Source organism: Mucilaginibacter celer, assembly GCF_003576455.2.
Lineage (GTDB): Bacteria > Bacteroidota > Bacteroidia > Sphingobacteriales > Sphingobacteriaceae > Mucilaginibacter > Mucilaginibacter celer.
Window position 1 is genome coordinate 4,231,812 of the sequence record NZ_CP032869.1, and the last position, 17,969, is coordinate 4,249,780.

The window sequence follows — 17,969 nt, forward strand, 5'->3', positions numbered from 1 at the left end:
CCTTCATTCTATAAATTCGAGTTCAGACAAAATAAGACAGTTCAGGATGCCAATCCCAACCCATCCTGTTAACATTGTTAATTGTGACAACATATCATAGGCTTTGGCCAATATTGTATAAACCGCTATCTTAACCAGCATGAAACACCTTTTATGTAAGCTTTCGCTTTGCATTATCCTTTTGTTTTGTTTTTCTACCCGTATCTATGCTCAACCCCCTACTGCTTTTGGGCTTAAGTGCGAATATTTGGTTAAGCCAATAGGTATCGATGCTATACACCCGCGCCTTACCTGGTTAATGAATGATAAAGCACAGGGCGCAGCCCAAACCGCTTACCAGCTTTTTGTGGGGACTGATTCTACAGCGATAGTTAGTGGTAAAGGCAATATGTTAGCTACAACCAAAATTGCTTCATCAAACAATCTGGCTATTTATAATGGCCAAACATTAAAACCTTTTACCAAATATTACTGGAAAGTTCAGCTTTGGGGCCAGGCTGGTAAAAAAATCGCGCCATCGGCCGTAAGCAGCTTTGAAACGGGCATGATGGGGATGCAAAACTGGAAAGGATCATGGATCAGCGATAACAAGGGTATTGCGGTTAACCCTGCGCCTTATTTCCGCAATACTTTTAAAGTTGATAAAACTATCCGCTCGGCAAGGGCTTATATCGCTGTTGCCGGTTTATATGAGCTTTATTTAAACGGCAAAAAAATTGGCAACCACCGCCTCGACCCAATGTATACCCGGTTCGACAGGCGGACGCTTTATGTTTCGTATGATGTTACTTCGCAGCTGCAAAACGGCAAAAACGCTGTGGGTGTGTTATTAGGTAACGGCTGGTACAACCACCAGAGTACCGCGGTTTGGTATTTTCACCAGGCCCCATGGCGTGGCAGGCCAGCTTTTTGTATGGATCTGCGGATCACTTATACCGATGGCTCGGTTGAAACCGTAAAATCGGGCACTGACTGGAAAACCTCACTAAGCCCGGTTGTTTTCAACAGTATTTATACTGCCGAACATTACGATGGTCGACTGGAGCAAACGGGCTGGAACACCGCCAATTTTGATGACAGCAAATGGAAGCCTGTAATCAACCGCTCGGCCCCTTCCATGAACATCGTATCGCAGGCCATGCAGCCTATCCGTGCGGTTGATACCATCAGCACAAAAAGTGTCACTAAACTTGACAGCGACGTTTGGGTGTTTGATATGGGACGAAATATCTCGGGTGTAAGCCAGATCACCGTTAAAGGCGATTCGGGCACGGTGATCCGCCTGAAACATGCCGAGCGATTAAATAAAAACGGCCATGTTGATCAGTCAAACATCGATCTGCACTATCGCCCTACCGATGACAAAGATCCGTTCCAAACCGATATTTTTATTTTGGGCGGCCATGGCGAAGAAACTTTTTCGCCTCGCTTTAATTACAAGGGCTTTCAATACATCGAGGTAAGCAGCAGCAAGCCGATCACCATTGGCAAAGAGAATATCAAGGCGTTTTTTATGCATAGCGATGTTGAACCCATCGGTACCGTAAAAGCATCTAACCCGGTTATTAACCAGATCTGGTCGGCTACTAACAATAGCTATCTGAGCAACCTGTTCGGCTACCCTACCGATTGCCCTCAGCGCGAAAAGAACGGCTGGACAGGCGACGCCCATATTGCCAGCGAAACCGGTTTGTACAACTTCGACGGTATTACTGTTTATGAAAAATGGCTGGCCGATCACCGCGACGAGCAGCAACCTAACGGTGTACTTCCATCCATAATCCCAACCGGTGGCTGGGGCTACGAATGGGGTAACGGACCAGATTGGACCAGCACCATCGCCATTATCCCCTACAATATTTATTTATTTTATGGCGATAGCAAGCTGCTGGCCGATAGCTACAACGCTATCGAAAAATACGTAAATCATATTGATGAGCTTTATCCAACAGGCCTAACAACCTGGGGCCTGGGCGATTGGGTACCGGTAAAATCGGTATCGCCGGTTGAACTAACCTCATCAGTTTATTACTATGCCGATGCCAATATTTTGGCTAAGGCAGCTAAAATATTAGGCAGACCGGCTGATTATGCAAAATACTCGGCGTTAGCTAATAAAATCAAAAAAGCCATCAATGCTAAATATTTAGATACAACAACCGGTATCTACGGCAAAGGCCTGCAAACCGAATTGAGTGTACCGCTTTATTGGGGCGTTACTCCCGATAATATGAAAGCCAAGGTAGCCGATAATCTTGCTAAACGCGTAGCTGCCGATAATTTCCATTTGGATGTGGGAATATTGGGTGCTAAAGCTATCTTAAGCGCATTGAGTGATAATGGGCATTCGGATGTTGCTTACCGGATAGCTTCGCAGGAAACCTACCCATCGTGGGGCTGGTGGATGGTGAACGGTGCCACCACCTTGTACGAAAACTGGGCTATTGATGCCAAATCGGATATCTCCCTTAACCACATTATGTTTGGTGAGATTGGTGCCTGGTTTTACAAAGGTATAGCAGGTATCCATCCTGATCCGGAACATCCGGGTTTTAAAAACGTGCTGTTACAACCGCACTTTGCTCCGGGTTTAAATGAATTTACCGCAACTCACAAAGGGCCGTTTGGCAAAATCGTTTCTTCATGGCAACGCAATGGCGATATGGTAACCTATAAGGTAAAAGTGCCGGCAAACTCAACGGCAGCTATCAGTTTTCCTGCAGGTAAAGTTTCGCTTAATGGCAAACCTGTTAACAATCCTTCATTGTACAAAGTAAGTGCAGGCAGTTATGTGTTCGAGGTGAAATAATATCCCCGCAATTGCCATAGCATTTTCATATTTGGCAATCTGCATACATCAAATGACCTTTTATTGACAGGCCGGGGCAACCCGGCCTGTTTTTGTTATATAAATTTGCCTCACCCTTATTTACACATGTTACCACCATGTACAGAATATTTACTATCGCAATTTTATTATTCGCAGCCAGGTTTGCCGCTGCCAATACTCCTGATGAACCCTGGGCTTTAAGCAGCAACAAGGATGGCATAAAAGTTTATACCCGCCACATTGCCGATTCAAAAATTAAAGCCATAAAGGTTGAATGCACCCTTAACGCTACGCCTGCCCAACTGGTGGCCGTACTAATGGATATTAAAACCTGCGGCGAATGGGTTTATCATACCAAATCAGCCACTGTTATTAAAACTGTCTCTCCTTCGGATATTTATTATTACTCGGAAGTTAACATACCCTGGCCCGTGCATAACCGCGATTTTATAGCGCACCTTAAGGTTACCCAGGATGCTAAAACCAAGGTTGTTACCATTGATGCCCCTGTTGTATCAGACATGATGCCCGTAAAGGACGGCATTGTGCGGGTTGAACATTCAACCGGGCGATGGGTAATTACACCTGTTGACAGCAGCCACGTAAGCATAGTTTATACCCTGCACCTTGATCCGGGAGGTTCGGTACCGGCCTGGCTCATTAACATGTTTGCAGCGCAGGGGCCTACTGAAAGTTTTATTGGTTTAAAGAAGCAGTTATTGAAACCTGCTTATAAGGATGTGAAGTTATCTTATATACAAGATTAACTGCATCGTGCTTCGGAAACGGAACATAGCATCTAGTTACCCTCAATAATCTCTTTAAAAGAATTGAGAGACACGACATTAATTTTAGGAAAATCAATTATTTAAAACATCGAAATGTTTATCATTTGTTGTGATATAATCTGCATTCCCCACTATAGCTAGGTCTACAAATTTATTATCATCCGGGTCTTTTGTTATCAAATTCCACTTAAAATAGGCTTCGATATAAATAACATTCTGCGCGACACTCAATAAATCTAACACAATCTCGGCAGTCTGGGTAGAATAATATGAGGAAAGCAGTTCATTGTACTCCGTAAGTACTTCATTGCTTATGAGCCATTCAAAGTTGAGATTTCTAAATGCTTTGTATAGCCAATAATGAGGACTTTGTGAAGGGATAGAAGCAAGAAGACAATTTGTATCGATAACTACCCGCATTAGCTATCTGCGTTAAGCATTTTATCAAAATCCTGTTGAGTATATCCCTTTTCTGCCACTACTTTATTTAATTCTTCTTCTAGTTTGTCGGCGTAATAATCTGTTAATACCTTTTTCAACTCCAATGTCTCTTTTTCAGACATTGGACGATTGAACAATCGTAACAAACTAATCTGTATAGGATTAAGTTCTGTATGAGATTTCCATACGAGAGTTGCCATTTTACCAATCTTTATAAGCAAATTTACTTAATTTATCAGATAACGTCAAAACCGTCCCCACGCTTCCCCTCCATTCCTGCAAATAAACGTCAACATTTTGCAAATAAAATTGAAAACTGTTAAGCTGCTTAGCTGTACTTTCGATGTTTAGTGTATAACCGTAAAACCGGGTACAGGATACCAAAGGATGGTTGTGCTGATTATAAACGCTATTATTGCTTTAACCAATAAAGTAAACGTGTAAACGATGAGAGTTGCCTTGTTTGTTCCTTGTTATGTAGATCAGTTTTATCCGCAGGCGGCTATTGCCACCCTCGAGTTGTTGGAAAAACTGGGCTGCGAGGTTCACTATCCTAAAAATCAAACCTGCTGCGGGCAACCTATGGCCAATTCGGGCTATGAGCATTTAACCGGCGGTTGTAACAGTTTATTTGTAGATAATTTTTCGGAGTACGATTATATTGTTTGCCCCTCGGGCAGTTGTACCCTGCATATTAAAGAGCATTTGCATGCCGATGGTAAGGAAGAGCAGGCTGCCGGGATCCGCAAAAAGGTTTATGAGCTAACGGAGTTTCTGGTTGATATTTTAAGAGTGAAGCAGCTTGGCGCAAGTTTTCCATACAAAGTGGGTTTACATCAAAGCTGTCATGGCCTGCGCGGTTTACGCATTGCCCAGATGAGCGAGCTGGTTGCCGAACCTTTTAGCAAACCGGCCCAACTGTTGGATATGGTAAGCGGACTTGAATTGGTAAGCCTGGGTCGCCAGGACGATTGCTGTGGTTTCGGCGGTACGTTTTGCGTGGTTGAAGAAGCAGTATCGGCCAAAATGGGTAAAGACCGCGTGGCCGATCATACATCGCACGGGGCACAATACATCACCTCGGCCGATCTTTCATGCCTTATGCACCTCGAGGGTATCCTCCGCCGCCAAAACAGCGATGTTAAAGTTATTCACGTAGCCGAAATTTTAAATAACAGCCTGTAATGAGTACCGCTACCGATAAACATCACCCGCAATTAGCCGCCGACTTTAACCGCGACGAACCACGTGTAAACTGGCACGACGAAACCCTGTGGTGGGTACGCGCCAAACGCGATATTGCAGCAAACAACCTGCCCGAATGGGAACTGCTGCGCGAAACCGCATCGCAAATAAAATTCAATGTGCTCTCCAACCTGAGCACTTATTTAGAACAGTTTGAGGCCAACGCAACCAAAAACGGCATTATAGTGCATTGGGCTCAGGATGCCGCCGAACATAACCAGATCATCTATAACCTGCTCGAACAACGCGGCATCAGCAAAATGGTGAAAAGCAAATCGATGCTTACCGAAGAGTGCCACCTGAACGAATACCTGAAAGAGCAGGGCATTGATGTAATTGACTCAGATTTGGGCGAACGCATTGTACAACTGGCCAACGAACCGCCAAGCCACATTGTACTGCCCTGCATCCACAAAAAGAAAGAAGAGATAGGTGATATATTCCACCAGCATTTAGGCTCGGCTAAAGGTGAATCGGATCCGAAGATCTTGACCGAAACTGCCCGCCAGCATTTGCGCGAGGTATTTTTAACCCGCCGCGCGGCACTTACCGGTGTTAACTTTGCCGTAGCCGAAACCGGCGAGTTTGTAATTTGCACCAACGAGGGCAATGCCGATATGGGTGCGCACCTGGCCGAAATTCACATCGCATCGATGGGGATAGAGAAAATCATCCCGGAGCGGAAGCATTTGGGCGTATTTTTGCGTTTGCTTACACGTAGCGCCACCGGGCAGCCTATTACCACCTATTCCAGCCACTTCAGTAAACCGCAAAACGGCGGCGAAATTCATATTGTTATTGTTGATAACGGGCGCAGCGTACAGTTGGGACGTGAAGAGTTTCGTAATTCGCTGAAATGTATCCGTTGCGGGGCCTGTATGAATACCTGCCCGGTTTACCGCAAAAGCGGCGGGCACAGCTACCATACCGCTGTAGCCGGACCTATAGGTTCCATCCTGGCTCCTAACCTCGATATGAAAAAATATGCTGATCTGCCTTTTGCATCAACGCTTTGCGGATCGTGCAGTAATGTTTGCCCGGTTAAGATTGATATTCATGATCAGTTGTATAAATGGCGGCAGGTTATTGTTAAGGCAGGTTATACACCAACAGCCAAAAGCATGGCTATGAAGGCAATGGCTATTACACTGGCCTCACCAACCTTATACCGTATGGGCGGCAAAACCGGCAGACTGGTATTTAAATACGCCCCCTTTGCTGTTAGTAATAAATTTAATCCGTGGTACAACCAGCGCGAGATGCCCCGGGCGCCGAAAGAGAGCTTTGGCGAATGGTATGCCAAAAGGAAAGGAGCAAAAAACTAATGAGCAGGGATAAAATATTAGCCGCTGTAAAATTTAATCAGCCTGCTGCCATGCCACTTCCGGATATGGATGTGCTGAATAATTTAACCGATGTAAGAACCGATCTGGTAATCAAATATAAAACGGTTGCCACAGCGGGCGGCACTTTTGTGCATGAAGTAAGTGGTTTTGATGAAATAAAGACAATCCTTAAAAACGATTTTAAACCCGGAGTAAAGATCATCTCGGCCCTTGATGAGTTGAGCGATTACATTTACACAGATACCGTAAAGTTTGAAGACGGCCATAACTTTGCCGATGTGGAGCTCACCATACTCCGCACCAAACTTGGAGTTGCCGAAAACGGCGCGCTCTGGCTTACCGAAAAGCAAATGGGCAGTCGGGTTTTGCCTTTTATTGCCCAGCACCTGGCGGTAGTGATTGGTAAAGATAATTTTGTGCCCACCATGGCGCAGGCCTACCAGGCAATTGGCGATGCCGATTATGGTTATGGATCGTTCATCTCCGGGCCGTCAAAAACGGCGGATATTGAGCAATCGCTGGTTATTGGCGCGCATGGACCGAGAAGTTTGTCGGTGTTTATATTATCTTAAGCATTAAGTATAAAGCTGCAAATGCTGTATGTTAGCTCTAAATCCTATTCCCTAAACGAGAGTAACGAAAGCCTTTTGCTATTCACGCTGGCGCGAGGCCAACAACAAGTATCTCGCTATTAACTAACACGGTCGCCCTCTTGGCCGGGCCGGGGCCAGGTACTTTTGTCTTGACACAAAAGTACCCAAAAAGTCAAGTCACCAGGAAGGCTTCTTTGCCGCACTGGCATACCCGCTATCCCTACGCTTGCCTTTACCCTGCAAACCGGGCAGAACCACGGGCTGCTAAATTTTGCCCCATTGCATTCGCTCCATCCCCACCCTTCTGCAAAAAGTAGCTATGCCCCTTCCCAACGCTCAAGGCCACCATTGTTCTGCCCGCTTTCACCCGAAGTTTTCCTGCTGACGGCTGGCGAAAAGATTCAGGACTATAAGAAACAAGATGCAAGAAATTAGATACAAAAACCTTTGCGCCTTAGCCTCTTTGCGCACTTAAAAATCTCTAACTATGCAATCTTAAAAATCTTTGCGGCTTAACGCCTTTGCGTGCTTAAAAATCTCAAACTATTCACTCCCCAAAAACCTTTGCGCCTTAGCCTCTTTGCGCGCTTAAAAATCTCAAACTATTCAATCTTAAAAATCTTTGCGGCTTTGCGCCTTTGCGTGCTTAAAAATCTCAAACTATGCAATCTTAAAAACCTTTGCGCCCAGCGCCTTTGCGTGCCCAACCCCTAAAAACCATCAATCCAACTCAACCTGAAAATCAACATTTTACAACAATGACAAAGCGATGATAAAAAATAATACCGATCGGTATATTTTTGTATTGTCAAAATTAAACGACGCACAAAATGAAAACCTCACAAAACACCATATTAATTACCGGCGGCAGTGCCGGTATTGGTTTCGAAATTGCCAAACAGTTATCAGCAAAAAACAACCACGTCATTATTATCGGCCGTAACCAGGAACGTTTGGATAAAGCAGCCGCCCAACTACAAAATGTAACAGCTATTAAAGCAGACGTATCAAACGTGGCAGAAATCGACGCTTTGGTTAGCAGGCTTCAAAATGATTTCCCGCAACTAAATGTAGTGATCAACAACGCCGGCGCGGTACAATTAAACAATTTAATAAGCGGCGATATTTTTGAAAAAGCCCAGGCCGAAATGTTCACCAACTATCTTTCGATAGTAAGGCTTAATGAAAAACTGCTACCATCGCTTCAGCAACAGCCTGAAGCCGCAATTGTAAACGTATCATCAATCGTAGCCTTTGCGCCAAGTATCAGCTTAGCTACTTATGCAGCTACCAAAGCCGCTTTGCATACCTACACCCGCGCCTTACGTTTGGCCTTACGCAATACCACCGTTAAAGTATTTGAACTGATGCCGCCGCTGGTTAACACCGAATTTTCGGCCGAGATTGGTGGTGCCGAAAGAGGGATTCCGGCCTCACAGGTTGCCGATGAGTTTATCGCATCCTTGGAAAGTGATAACTACGAGATCAGGGTAGCCGGTACCGAGCAGTTTTACCGCTTATACCTCTCAGATCCTGAAGCTGCTTTAAAAGCCATCAACTCAATCGAATAAACATCCAAAAACCTCATAAAACAAAACAAACAATGAAAACTTCGCAAAATACAGTACTTATTACCGGCGGCAGTGCCGGGATAGGTTTCGAAATAGCCAAACAACTATCAGCCAAAAACAACCATGTTATCATTATCGGCCGCAACCAGGAACGTTTGGATAAAGCTGCCGCTCAGTTACAAAATGTAACAGCCATTAAAGCGGATATTTCAAACGGCGATGACGTTGACGCTTTAACCGCCCGCATTATCAAAGATTTCCCGCAATTGAACGTGGTGATTGATAATGCAGGTGCCGCTTCCATCAACGATTTGCTTACCACAAAAAACGTTTTTGAAAAAGCGCAGGAAGAAATGTTTACCAACTACATTTCGGTTATCCGCCTGAACGAAAAACTACTGCCGGTTTTACAGCAACAGCCCGAAGCAGCTATCGTTAACGTATCGTCAATCGTGGCGTTTCTTCCAGGCAAACAAACAGCCACCTACTCGGCTACCAAGGCAGCTTTACACTCATACACCATTTCGTTACGTGCCGCTTTAGAGGGTAGTAATGTTAAAGTATTTGAGCTGATGCCGCCATTGGTTAACACCGAATTTTCGGCCGAGATTGGTGGGCATAACGGCATCCCCGCTTCGCAGGTTGCTGATGAATTTGTTGCCGGTTTTGAAACCGATAATTTTGAGATCCGCGTGGCCGGTACCGAGCCATTTTACCGCCTGTTTTTATCAAACCCGGCCGAAGCATTAAAAGCCCTGCACCAGAGATAATCTCTGGTTTTATTTTTTTTCCTAAAAAATACCAATCGGTATTTTTTAGGAAAATTATCAATACCACAATGAGCACTCAACTAAAAAAAAGTATCCTCGTCATCACCGTTATAGCCGCTGCTATTATGGAATTGATTGACACCTCCATAGTAAACGTAGCCCTCAATTACATGAGCGGCAACCTTGGCGCAACGCTCGAAGACACATCGTGGGTAATTACAGCCTACGCCATAGCCAATATTATTGTAATACCCATGACCAGCTTTTTAACCGCCAAACTGGGCCGCCGTAATTATTATATAGGCTCCATTATTGCCTTTACCCTCTTTTCGGCCTTGTGCGGCTTCGCTACAAATATCTGGACATTGGTTGCTTTCCGCTTTTTGCAGGGGATAGGTGGCGGTGCACTGTTATCCGTATCGCAGGCAATAGTGTTTGAAGTTTATGGTAAAGAACGCGTAGGCATTGCCAGTGCCCTGTTTGGCGTGGGCGTGTTTTTAGGCCCAACCATTGGTCCTACATTGGGCGGCTTTATAACCGAAAACTATAGCTGGCCATGGATTTTTTACATCAATATTCCTATCGGCATCGCGGTTACCATATCAAGCCTGCTGTTAGTGTCCGAACCGGAAATTGCAGCCAAAGTAAAAAGTGTGGACTGGTGGGGCATCCTGCTGCTGATAATCGGGATCGGCTCACTTCAAACCGTGTTGGAACGCGGCGAAACCGACGATTGGTTTGCGGCCAAATATATTATTGTATTAACCATTGTTGCCATAATTGCCTTAAGCACGTTTATCTGGTGGGAATTAACCACGCCCAATCCGGTTATTGATTTGCGGGTACTGAAAAGCAAATCGCTGGCGGTGGCAGCCGTATTAACTTTTGTAACCGGTTTCGGCTTGTTTACATCGGTGTTTCTTACACCGGTGCTGGCGCAAAGGGTATTGTATTTCCCGCCAACTATAACAGGGCTTATTCTATTGCCGGGTGCTGCATTGGCTATTGTTGGCCTGCTGTTTTCAGCAACTTTGTTAAAAAGAGGTGTATCGCCGTTAGTTATCATCACTTCGGGCTTTGTTATTTTTATCTCGTTTGCCTGGCAAATGTCGCGGGTAAACCTCGAAGCAGCTCCCGGCGATTTAGTGGGCCCGCTTATTTACCGCGCCATGGGTATAGCCTTGCTTACCGTGCCGCTTACTGCTTTGGCAGTATCGGGTCTGGCACCTAAAGATATCCCGCAGGGCACGGCCCTTAACAATATGATGCGGCAATTGGGCGGCTCGTTCGGCATTGCGGTGATCAACACTTATGTGGCCCAGCGTTTTGGTTTGCACCGCAGCGATTTACTAAGCAACATAACCACATTTAATGACCAGGCTACGGCAAGACTAACTAAACTCACCAATTACTTTGCGGGCCGTGGTTTCTCCAGCTTCGATGCTCATAAAAAAGCTATTGCAGTAGTTGACGGCACCATCAACAGGCAATCTTATTTGTTAAGTTATTTAGATGCCTACCTGTTCACCGGTTTGGTGTTTTTAGCAGCTATGCCATTGTTGTTGCTGGTTATTAACCGTAAAAAACAAGCCGGACCGGTTGTTATTATCGGCGATCATTAAAAATTAAATACCAGTTGGTACATTTGCATTATGGAAAAGGAATTGTCAAAAGCCGAGCGTACGCGCCAGTTCATTATTGAGCGCACCTCATCTGTTTTCAATAAAAAAGGGTATGCCGGCACTTCCATGTCTGATTTGACCGAGGCTACCGGCCTTTCCAAGGGCAGCATTTACGGTAACTTTAAAAACAAGGAAGAGGTTGCTGCCGAAGTGTTTGAATATAACTCGGGCAAGGTGCGTAAGCAGATCCTTGAACGTATTGCCCGGGCTACTTCCTATCACGATAAATTGATGGTATATGCCCAGGTGTATCACAGCTTTACCCGCGGCGATTTTATCCCCGGCGGCTGTCCTATACTTAATACCGCCGTTGATGCTGATGATACCAATCCTATGCTTAAAGACAAAGCCGCCAAAGCTGTAATCCGTTGGAAAAATAGCATCGAAAACCTGATAAAAGCGGGCATTGAAGCAGGCGAACTAAAGCCCGGCATCAAAACTACCGAAACCGCTTTGAGCATAATAGCGCTTATTGAGGGCGGCATTATGATCTCGAAAGTTACCGATTCGCCGGCCAACCTGGATATTGTGCTCGGCTCGGTGCAGCAACTGGTTGATACTTTGAAGTTGTAAATTAGTGCATTATCATTAGAGCTACAAGCTGTTATTTGTTTATGACAATAATTGGATATACCTTTGAAAACAAAAGAAACGTTCCCAGCGTTATCTGCTTTACCAATTATTATTTATGTCGAAAAAGATTTTAATCCTTGATGATAGCGAGGATATTCTGGAAGTGATGAAAGAGGCTCTTGAAATGGAGCACTATGAAGTTGAGGTACTGAACTATACTGATGACATCTGCAAGGCGGCGCTATCAGCCAAAGCCGATCTTGTGATATTGGATTACATATTATTTGGTATAAACGGTGGCGAATTATGCCACATCTTAAAAACAACGCCATCCACGGCACATATCCCGGTGGTAATGGTATCGGCCTACCCGCGTGTGCTGGAATCATTAGGTAACTATGGTTCAGACGCATTTATTGCCAAGCCTTTTAACCTGAGCGATATTATTGATGCGGTTAATCATTGTTTTTTAGGTGCCGGGGATGATGTGGCGCATATGGCGTAAAGAGGAAAATTAAAAAGAAAAGTCATGCTGAAACAAATTCCGGCATGACTACTTTGTTGTAACATCTATCTGAACAAATCAAAACTATACTGCGCCATACTCCAAAATTCATCCAAAGCAATAATGCGGGGTTTGAAAAAGGAAATAAGCGCGGGCCAGTCCTGTTGGTTAAATACGCTTACGCCGGGCAGCGTTTTAATAATGCGGCTTACGGTTTTATAGTTTTCATCAACGGTGTGCAGTTGCCATTCCCACTCTTCATCAAGCTGGCTGTTAAGGATGTTTTTCAGCTCCATAAACTGATCAAACATTAATTGCTGGATGTCCGTATCTGGATGGCTCATCTCGATAGCTATAAAGGCTGATTTATTATCGGCCTGCATCCTGAAGTAAAGATGTTTAATCCCCGTTTTATAATTAACCCAGTTAATCTTCAATCCATCTGCCGAAAGCCGGGGTTTCAGATATTGACCTAATGCCGTCCAGAATGCCTGTTTTAACTGGGTTGCCTGTTCTTTCGAGTACAAATTTGCCTTGTTTTGTAAAAAAACAAATGTAAGGCTTTTTACATAAATGCGCCTTGAATCAAACGACAGGCACAGGGAAATCGCTTTTAAAAATCAGAGTTGCTATTTCTACGTGAAAAAGCCTCACCCCAGCCCTCTCCAAAGGAGAGGGAGCATCTTATTTTAAAGTCCTCTCCTTTGGAGAGGATTTAGGTGAGGCCACATATAGTATATTTTTTTAAAAAGCGATTTCCCTAACGACAGGCACCGCTATCTGTCATAATAAACAATATCTTTACCACTCATCACACAAAAATTTATGGCAAGCTACCAGGTAAATTGTATCGATAAACCCAAAACATCAGGCGCTGTTGAACAAATAACGCATATCGGTTATTACGAATCGTTAGACAGGCCGCGGGTGGTGATCTCTGTTGCCGAAGCCATCAAACGTATCGAAGCCAACAGCCAGGCATTTTATGTAAGTACCGAAAGGGGTAAAACCTATCTTACCGTAGTAAAACCCGAAGATGGTGGTAAAAAACACCTGAGTTCATTAAAGGATAAATCCGGTACAGATAATCTTTTAACACTTGAAGATGTTTAAATGAAGATGTTTAAATTATAATAAGACGTACTGTATCACGTTTAAGAAACATAACGTAATACCTTATTATGAAAAAACTACTACCTATTATTTGTGTTGCCGCCGTATTATTTTCGTGCAAAAAAGATAAGCTTCCCTATAACGACCTGCAGGGGAAATGGCGGGAGGCCAGATATGAAAAAATTGTTGTAACAACAGATGGAAAAACAATCATATCCGGCGATACTTCCACATATGTGGTACTTAACTTTCAATCGAAGTATTCGGGCGTGTCAGACGGAGGCGACGGTCCATTTGGCTATTCGTTAAAAACCTTAAAATTTCACTATTCGGCAATTGATAACCGAAGTTGGAATATTGGCCTTCCGCATCCTGATACCCTTACTTTAACAGAAATTAATAATGATCTGGAACCGGGAATGAGGTCACGAACTGATATTACTTATTTTAGCAGGATTAAATAATTGGGCGATTTTTTTGAAGCTGAGCCCGTCACCAAAGTAATTTTGAGCCCCTCACCAAACCTACACCTTTATTTTAAACCGATCTTTGTTTTGTTGTAAAAGCAAAAGCTTTTCAGCTTAAAGTTTAAAATAATGGATAAGAAAGTAATATTAATAACCGGCGCATCGGCCGGGATAGGCAAAGCCTTTGCGGAGGAATTACTAAAGGACGGACACACGGTTTACGGGGCAGCCCGCCGGGTTGATAAGATGGATACTATTGCCAAACAGGGAGTTAAAGTATTGGCGATGGATGTAACTGATGAAGCTGCGATGGCACAGGGTATTGATACCATCATCAAAGCCGAAGGCCGCATTGATGTGTTAATCAATAATGCCGGTTTTGGCTTAATGGGAGCTATTGAGGATACGCCACTCAGTGATGCCCGCTATCAACTGGAAGTAAATTTGTTTGGCGTGGCAAGGCTTACGCAACTGGTTTTGCCGCATATGCGCAAACAGCGTTCGGGTACTATCATCAATATATCCAGTATCGGCGGCAAATTTGCAATGCCGCTTGGAGGCTGGTATCATGCAAGCAAATTTGCATTAGAAGCCATGAGCGATGCGCTGCGAAACGAAGTAAAACAATTCGGGATAAATGTGGTGGTGATTGAGCCGGGAGGTATCCAATCAGAATGGGGCGGCATAGCGGTTGATAACCTGCTGAAAGTGTCGGGCAAGGGACCTTATGCGCCTATGGCTAATAAATTTGTAAAGGCGTTTACCCAAAGTATTGACGCAAAACTTCCGGGACCGACAGAGATTGTTAAACTGGTACGGAAAGCCATCGCCGCAAAAAAACCTAAAACCCGTTACCATGCCGGTCACATGGCAGGTTTAGCGCTTTTTATGCGTTGGCTGCTTCCGGATAATGCTTTTGATAAGATGATGAGCAGCCAGTTGAAGTGAAGTTAAGTTATCTTTGCAAACCCAATGGAAGATAAAAACCACATCATGTTCAGCAACCTGCTGTACTCCTGCGTTGCCGATAAACAGCGGGGCAATGAGCAATTTGTTCATGAGCATGTTTTTGGATATATCATAGCAGGCGAAGTGCACTCCTTTAGCTGTAATGGTGCACAAATATTTAAGGAAGGTATGATTGGCCTGATCCGCCGTAACCAGCTTGTAAAATCGGTAAAAGTACCGGGCGCGGGCGGCGATTTCAAATCTATCAATATATTTTTAGAACAGGATTTTTTACGGCGGTATGCGGCCGAAAACAAGCTATCTTCAATGCCCCGTTACGCGGGCGAGCCCATGATAGAGCTTACCGGCGATCCTTTCATTAAAGGTTATTTTGATTCCCTGCTGCCTTATTTTGATAATTCGGCACAGTTAAACCCAGCCCTGGCCGAACTGAAAACCCGTGAAGCTGTCGAACTGCTACTCCGGGCCAATCCCGAATTGAAAAACCTGCTGTTTGATTTCAGCGAGCCTCACAAAATTGACCTGGAGGCTTTCATGAATCAGCATTACATGTACAATGTATCAACCGCACAGTTTGCCCGCCTCACCGGCCGCAGCCTGGCCGGTTTTAAACGGGATTTTGAAAAGGTTTTCAACATTCCACCCGGTAGGTGGCTGCAGCAAAAACGCCTTAACGAAGCTTATTACCAGATAAGCGAAAAAGGCCGTAAAGCATCAGATGTTTATCTTGATGTGGGATTTGAAAACCTTTCGCATTTTTCATACTCATTTAAGAAAGCATTCGGCGTGGCACCGTCGACTATTTGATGTTTGACTCAATTAATAGTTATTGCTTTTTATCAACCACGTACGAGCTTATCTTTTTTACCTTACCATCGGTCAGCTCATAAAAATCGGCATAGTACATTTCAAATACCTTGCCCTCTTTACCCTGGCATTTTACCAGGCCATCAACGGCTGCGGTGTTTCCCTCTGCCACCACATGATCTTTTGTTGATGATATCATTTTTACTTCTTCCATACCGCCAAAAAACCGTTCAACTTCGGCCTTGCCATTCATAACAGTAATATTGGTGCCGGTCATCGTCCACACCACGTCATCAGCAAAAAAGCTCAGTATTTTTTCTACGTCGTTGTTATCAAAGGCTTCTACAACCTGTAATACAATTTCCTTGGTTCCCATAGTTTTTGTTTTTGTTTGATATAAAGTTAGTACGATTTGGGCGTGGCAGCAGGGGGCAAAAGTGACATTATCAGGGGCCATTACCGACTAAATATTTATTTCCAGCCTGTTCAGTTTAACCAGTAAAACAATACATCGTTCACAATCAACAAAATCGATGCAAATTGCGTTTAACAATTATATAATACGGATCCGCAGATTATTATTTACATTGCTGCATATAAACTAACCTATCACATGATCAATAAACAACCGGCAAACCAAAGCGCCGCGGCGCTGGTAAAAACAACTATTATTATACATCTGGCTTTAACAGCGGGGCAAATTCTGTTCGCGGTGGTCACTTTTTTAATTCCTAAAAAGCCGGCTACCGGTCATAGTAACGATATGCTGATATTTATTGTACCCACCCTTGCCGTAAGCTGTTTTGCGGCAGGTCACTTATTATTTAAAAAGTTGTTAAGCAATATTAATAGCCAGAGCCCGCTAAAGGCCAAACTCATCAGCTATCAATCGGCAACCATTATCAGGCTTGCGCTGCTGGAGGGACCGTCATTATTTGCCATTGTAAGTTTCCTGATAACGGGTAACATGGTATTTATTGGTATAGCGGGATTAATTATATTGTACTTCATTTATCTTCGGCCTACCAGGCAAAAAATTGAAGATGATTTGAATTTGGGTTATGATGAAAAGGCAGAACTGAATTAAAGATTCTGCCAGGCACCCGGTCCGGTTTGGGAAAATTAGCGACATTAGCGTATACTTCATCCAGACCATGTATCCCGAACTTATCCATCACATCAAACGATACGTTAAGCTAACCGAAGCCGAAGAGGTCACGATATGCAGGCATTTCGAGCTGAAAAAATTTAAAAAGAAGGAGTTGCTGCTTGAGCCGGGAAAACTTTGCGCAGGCAACTATTTTGTACTTAAAGGCCTGGTACGGCAATACTTTGTTAATAATAAACTGAACGAACAGATTATCCAGTTTGGGCTGGAAACCTGGTGGATAGCTGATCAGGACAGCCTGTTAAACCATATCCCCGCTACCACGTACATCCAAACAATCGAAGCATCTGAGCTACTTCTGCTTACCGAAAAAAATAGAATTGCCTTATTTGAAGCTGTGCCGCAAATGGAAGCATACTTTAGGGTAATGATGCAAAAGGCCTTTATTGCCGCCCAGCGCCGGATAGGCTATATTTTTAATATGAACGATGAGGAGCGCTACCGTAATTTTACCGAACTGTTCCCGGCATTTGTTCAGCGGGTGCCCCAGTATATGCTGGCCTCCTACCTGGGCTTCACTCCGCAGTTTTTAAGCAGGTTGCGGGCTAAAAAAATCTGATTTTCTTAAACTCAGTTCATTTTTTGAGGGCGTGTTTATCCCCAAATTTGTATCAACAAAAAAGATAAAAACATGAGCCGTTTAAAAATGAACGCTGCCGAACCGGCAGCATACAGAGCGATGATCGCCTTAGAAAAATACATTGAAAGCACTAAATTAACCACCCGTCATAAAGACCTGATCAAAATCCGTGCTTCACAAATTAATGGTTGTGCCTATTGTGTAGATATGCATACCACCGATGCCCGCAAAGCCGGCGAAACCGAACGCCGCATTTACAACATCAGCGTTTGGCGCGAAGCCCCGTTTTTTGACGAGCAGGAACGCGCCATACTGGCCTTAACTGAAGAAGTAACCCTGATTACCGGCAGGGTATCTGATACCACTTATGCACAGGCAGCCAAAGTGTTTGACGAATTATACCTGGCCCAGGTAATTATGGCCATCATTACCATCAACGCATGGAACCGCATTGGGGTAGCTACCGAATTACAACCTCCGCTTAATTAAGCCTTTGGTTTTTCTGTTGTTTTGATTTATAA

Annotated in this window: 21 protein-coding genes; 17 read left to right on the plus strand and 4 right to left on the minus strand. The window is 44.1% G+C overall.

The window, feature by feature from the left end; genetic code table 11:
* The first annotated feature begins 139 nt into the window (after positions 1-139).
* Positions 140-2,809 carry an alpha-L-rhamnosidase gene (locus tag HYN43_RS17035; protein ID WP_119410491.1) on the plus strand — a complete coding sequence of 890 codons (2,670 nt, stop codon included), beginning with the start codon at positions 140-142 and terminating at the stop codon, positions 2,807-2,809.
* Between the two features lie 137 nt (positions 2,810-2,946).
* Positions 2,947-3,597 carry an START domain-containing protein gene (locus HYN43_RS17040; RefSeq protein ID WP_119410492.1) on the plus strand — a complete coding sequence of 217 codons (651 nt, stop codon included), beginning with the start codon at positions 2,947-2,949 and terminating at the stop codon, positions 3,595-3,597.
* 93 nt (positions 3,598-3,690) lie between these two features.
* On the opposite strand, the gene HYN43_RS30980 is transcribed toward HYN43_RS17040, so the two are convergent.
* Positions 3,691-4,038 carry a putative toxin-antitoxin system toxin component, PIN family gene (locus HYN43_RS30980; protein ID WP_119410493.1) on the minus strand — a complete coding sequence of 116 codons (348 nt, stop codon included), beginning with the start codon at positions 4,036-4,038 and terminating at the stop codon, positions 3,691-3,693.
* Positions 4,038-4,259 (minus strand): hypothetical protein, encoded by a 222-nt coding sequence (locus tag HYN43_RS17050; RefSeq protein ID WP_119410494.1) that lies wholly within the window; start codon positions 4,257-4,259, stop codon positions 4,038-4,040. Before HYN43_RS17050 ends, HYN43_RS30980 begins: the two co-directional genes overlap by 1 nt.
* A gap of 247 nt (positions 4,260-4,506) precedes the next feature.
* Between HYN43_RS17050 and HYN43_RS17060 the strand changes: the two genes are divergently transcribed.
* From HYN43_RS17060 to HYN43_RS17095, 8 genes are all read left to right on the plus strand, one after another.
* Entirely contained in the window at positions 4,507-5,244 is a 738-nt protein-coding gene (locus HYN43_RS17060) for a (Fe-S)-binding protein (protein WP_119410496.1), read from the plus strand.
* A complete protein-coding gene (locus HYN43_RS17065) occupies positions 5,244-6,629 on the plus strand; it encodes a lactate utilization protein B (protein ID WP_119410497.1) in 1,386 nt (461 codons plus the stop codon). Before HYN43_RS17060 ends, HYN43_RS17065 begins: the two co-directional genes overlap by 1 nt.
* The gene (locus HYN43_RS17070; RefSeq protein ID WP_245446934.1) at positions 6,629-7,222 is read left to right on the plus strand and encodes a LutC/YkgG family protein; all 594 of its coding nucleotides are present in this window, start codon (positions 6,629-6,631) and stop codon (positions 7,220-7,222) included. The genes HYN43_RS17065 and HYN43_RS17070 overlap by 1 nt, the downstream gene beginning before the upstream one ends.
* Positions 7,223-8,073: 851 nt before the next feature.
* A complete protein-coding gene (locus HYN43_RS17075; RefSeq protein ID WP_119410499.1) occupies positions 8,074-8,814 on the plus strand; it encodes an SDR family oxidoreductase in 741 nt (246 codons plus the stop codon).
* A gap of 32 nt (positions 8,815-8,846) precedes the next feature.
* Complete coding sequence (locus HYN43_RS17080; RefSeq protein ID WP_119410500.1) at positions 8,847-9,584, plus strand: SDR family oxidoreductase; 738 nt, start codon at positions 8,847-8,849, stop codon at positions 9,582-9,584.
* Between the two features lie 68 nt (positions 9,585-9,652).
* The gene (locus HYN43_RS17085) at positions 9,653-11,206 is read left to right on the plus strand and encodes a DHA2 family efflux MFS transporter permease subunit (RefSeq protein ID WP_119410501.1); all 1,554 of its coding nucleotides are present in this window, start codon (positions 9,653-9,655) and stop codon (positions 11,204-11,206) included.
* Positions 11,207-11,236: 30 nt separating this feature from the next.
* On the plus strand, positions 11,237-11,839 hold the full coding sequence (locus HYN43_RS17090; RefSeq protein ID WP_119410502.1) for a TetR/AcrR family transcriptional regulator: 603 nt from the start codon (positions 11,237-11,239) through the stop codon (positions 11,837-11,839).
* 115 nt (positions 11,840-11,954) lie between these two features.
* Entirely contained in the window at positions 11,955-12,344 is a 390-nt protein-coding gene (locus HYN43_RS17095; RefSeq protein ID WP_119410503.1) for a response regulator, read from the plus strand.
* A gap of 65 nt (positions 12,345-12,409) precedes the next feature.
* On the opposite strand, the gene HYN43_RS17100 is transcribed toward HYN43_RS17095, so the two are convergent.
* Positions 12,410-12,871: a DUF4268 domain-containing protein gene (locus tag HYN43_RS17100; protein ID WP_119410504.1), complete on the minus strand. Its 462-nt coding sequence runs from the start codon at positions 12,869-12,871 to the stop codon at positions 12,410-12,412.
* A 298-nt stretch (positions 12,872-13,169) separates the two neighbouring features.
* Here HYN43_RS17100 and HYN43_RS17105 point away from each other — a divergent pair, with 298 nt between their 5' ends.
* The 4 genes from HYN43_RS17105 (at position 13,170) to HYN43_RS17120 (ending at position 15,700) form a co-directional block, all read left to right on the plus strand.
* Complete coding sequence (locus HYN43_RS17105; RefSeq protein WP_119410505.1) at positions 13,170-13,457, plus strand: DUF3892 domain-containing protein; 288 nt, start codon at positions 13,170-13,172, stop codon at positions 13,455-13,457.
* Between the two features lie 68 nt (positions 13,458-13,525).
* A complete protein-coding gene (locus HYN43_RS17110) occupies positions 13,526-13,921 on the plus strand; it encodes a hypothetical protein (protein ID WP_119410506.1) in 396 nt (131 codons plus the stop codon).
* 132 nt (positions 13,922-14,053) lie between these two features.
* A complete protein-coding gene (locus HYN43_RS17115) occupies positions 14,054-14,872 on the plus strand; it encodes an oxidoreductase (protein WP_119410507.1) in 819 nt (272 codons plus the stop codon).
* 24 nt (positions 14,873-14,896) lie between these two features.
* Positions 14,897-15,700, plus strand: a complete 804-nt coding sequence (locus HYN43_RS17120) for a helix-turn-helix domain-containing protein (RefSeq protein ID WP_119410508.1) — start codon at positions 14,897-14,899, stop codon at positions 15,698-15,700.
* Between the two features lie 19 nt (positions 15,701-15,719).
* Here HYN43_RS17120 and HYN43_RS17125 read toward each other — a convergent pair whose 3' ends face one another.
* The gene (locus HYN43_RS17125) at positions 15,720-16,076 is read right to left on the minus strand and encodes a nuclear transport factor 2 family protein (protein WP_162996531.1); all 357 of its coding nucleotides are present in this window, start codon (positions 16,074-16,076) and stop codon (positions 15,720-15,722) included.
* Positions 16,077-16,313: 237 nt separating this feature from the next.
* Between HYN43_RS17125 and HYN43_RS17130 the strand changes: the two genes are divergently transcribed.
* The 3 genes from HYN43_RS17130 (at position 16,314) to HYN43_RS17140 (ending at position 17,937) form a co-directional block, all read left to right on the plus strand.
* A complete protein-coding gene (locus HYN43_RS17130; RefSeq protein ID WP_119410510.1) occupies positions 16,314-16,787 on the plus strand; it encodes a hypothetical protein in 474 nt (157 codons plus the stop codon).
* Between the two features lie 67 nt (positions 16,788-16,854).
* A complete protein-coding gene (locus HYN43_RS17135) occupies positions 16,855-17,427 on the plus strand; it encodes a Crp/Fnr family transcriptional regulator (RefSeq protein WP_119410511.1) in 573 nt (190 codons plus the stop codon).
* A gap of 72 nt (positions 17,428-17,499) precedes the next feature.
* Positions 17,500-17,937 (plus strand): carboxymuconolactone decarboxylase family protein, encoded by a 438-nt coding sequence (locus tag HYN43_RS17140; RefSeq protein WP_119410512.1) that lies wholly within the window; start codon positions 17,500-17,502, stop codon positions 17,935-17,937.
* The last annotated feature ends 32 nt before the right edge of the window (positions 17,938-17,969 follow it).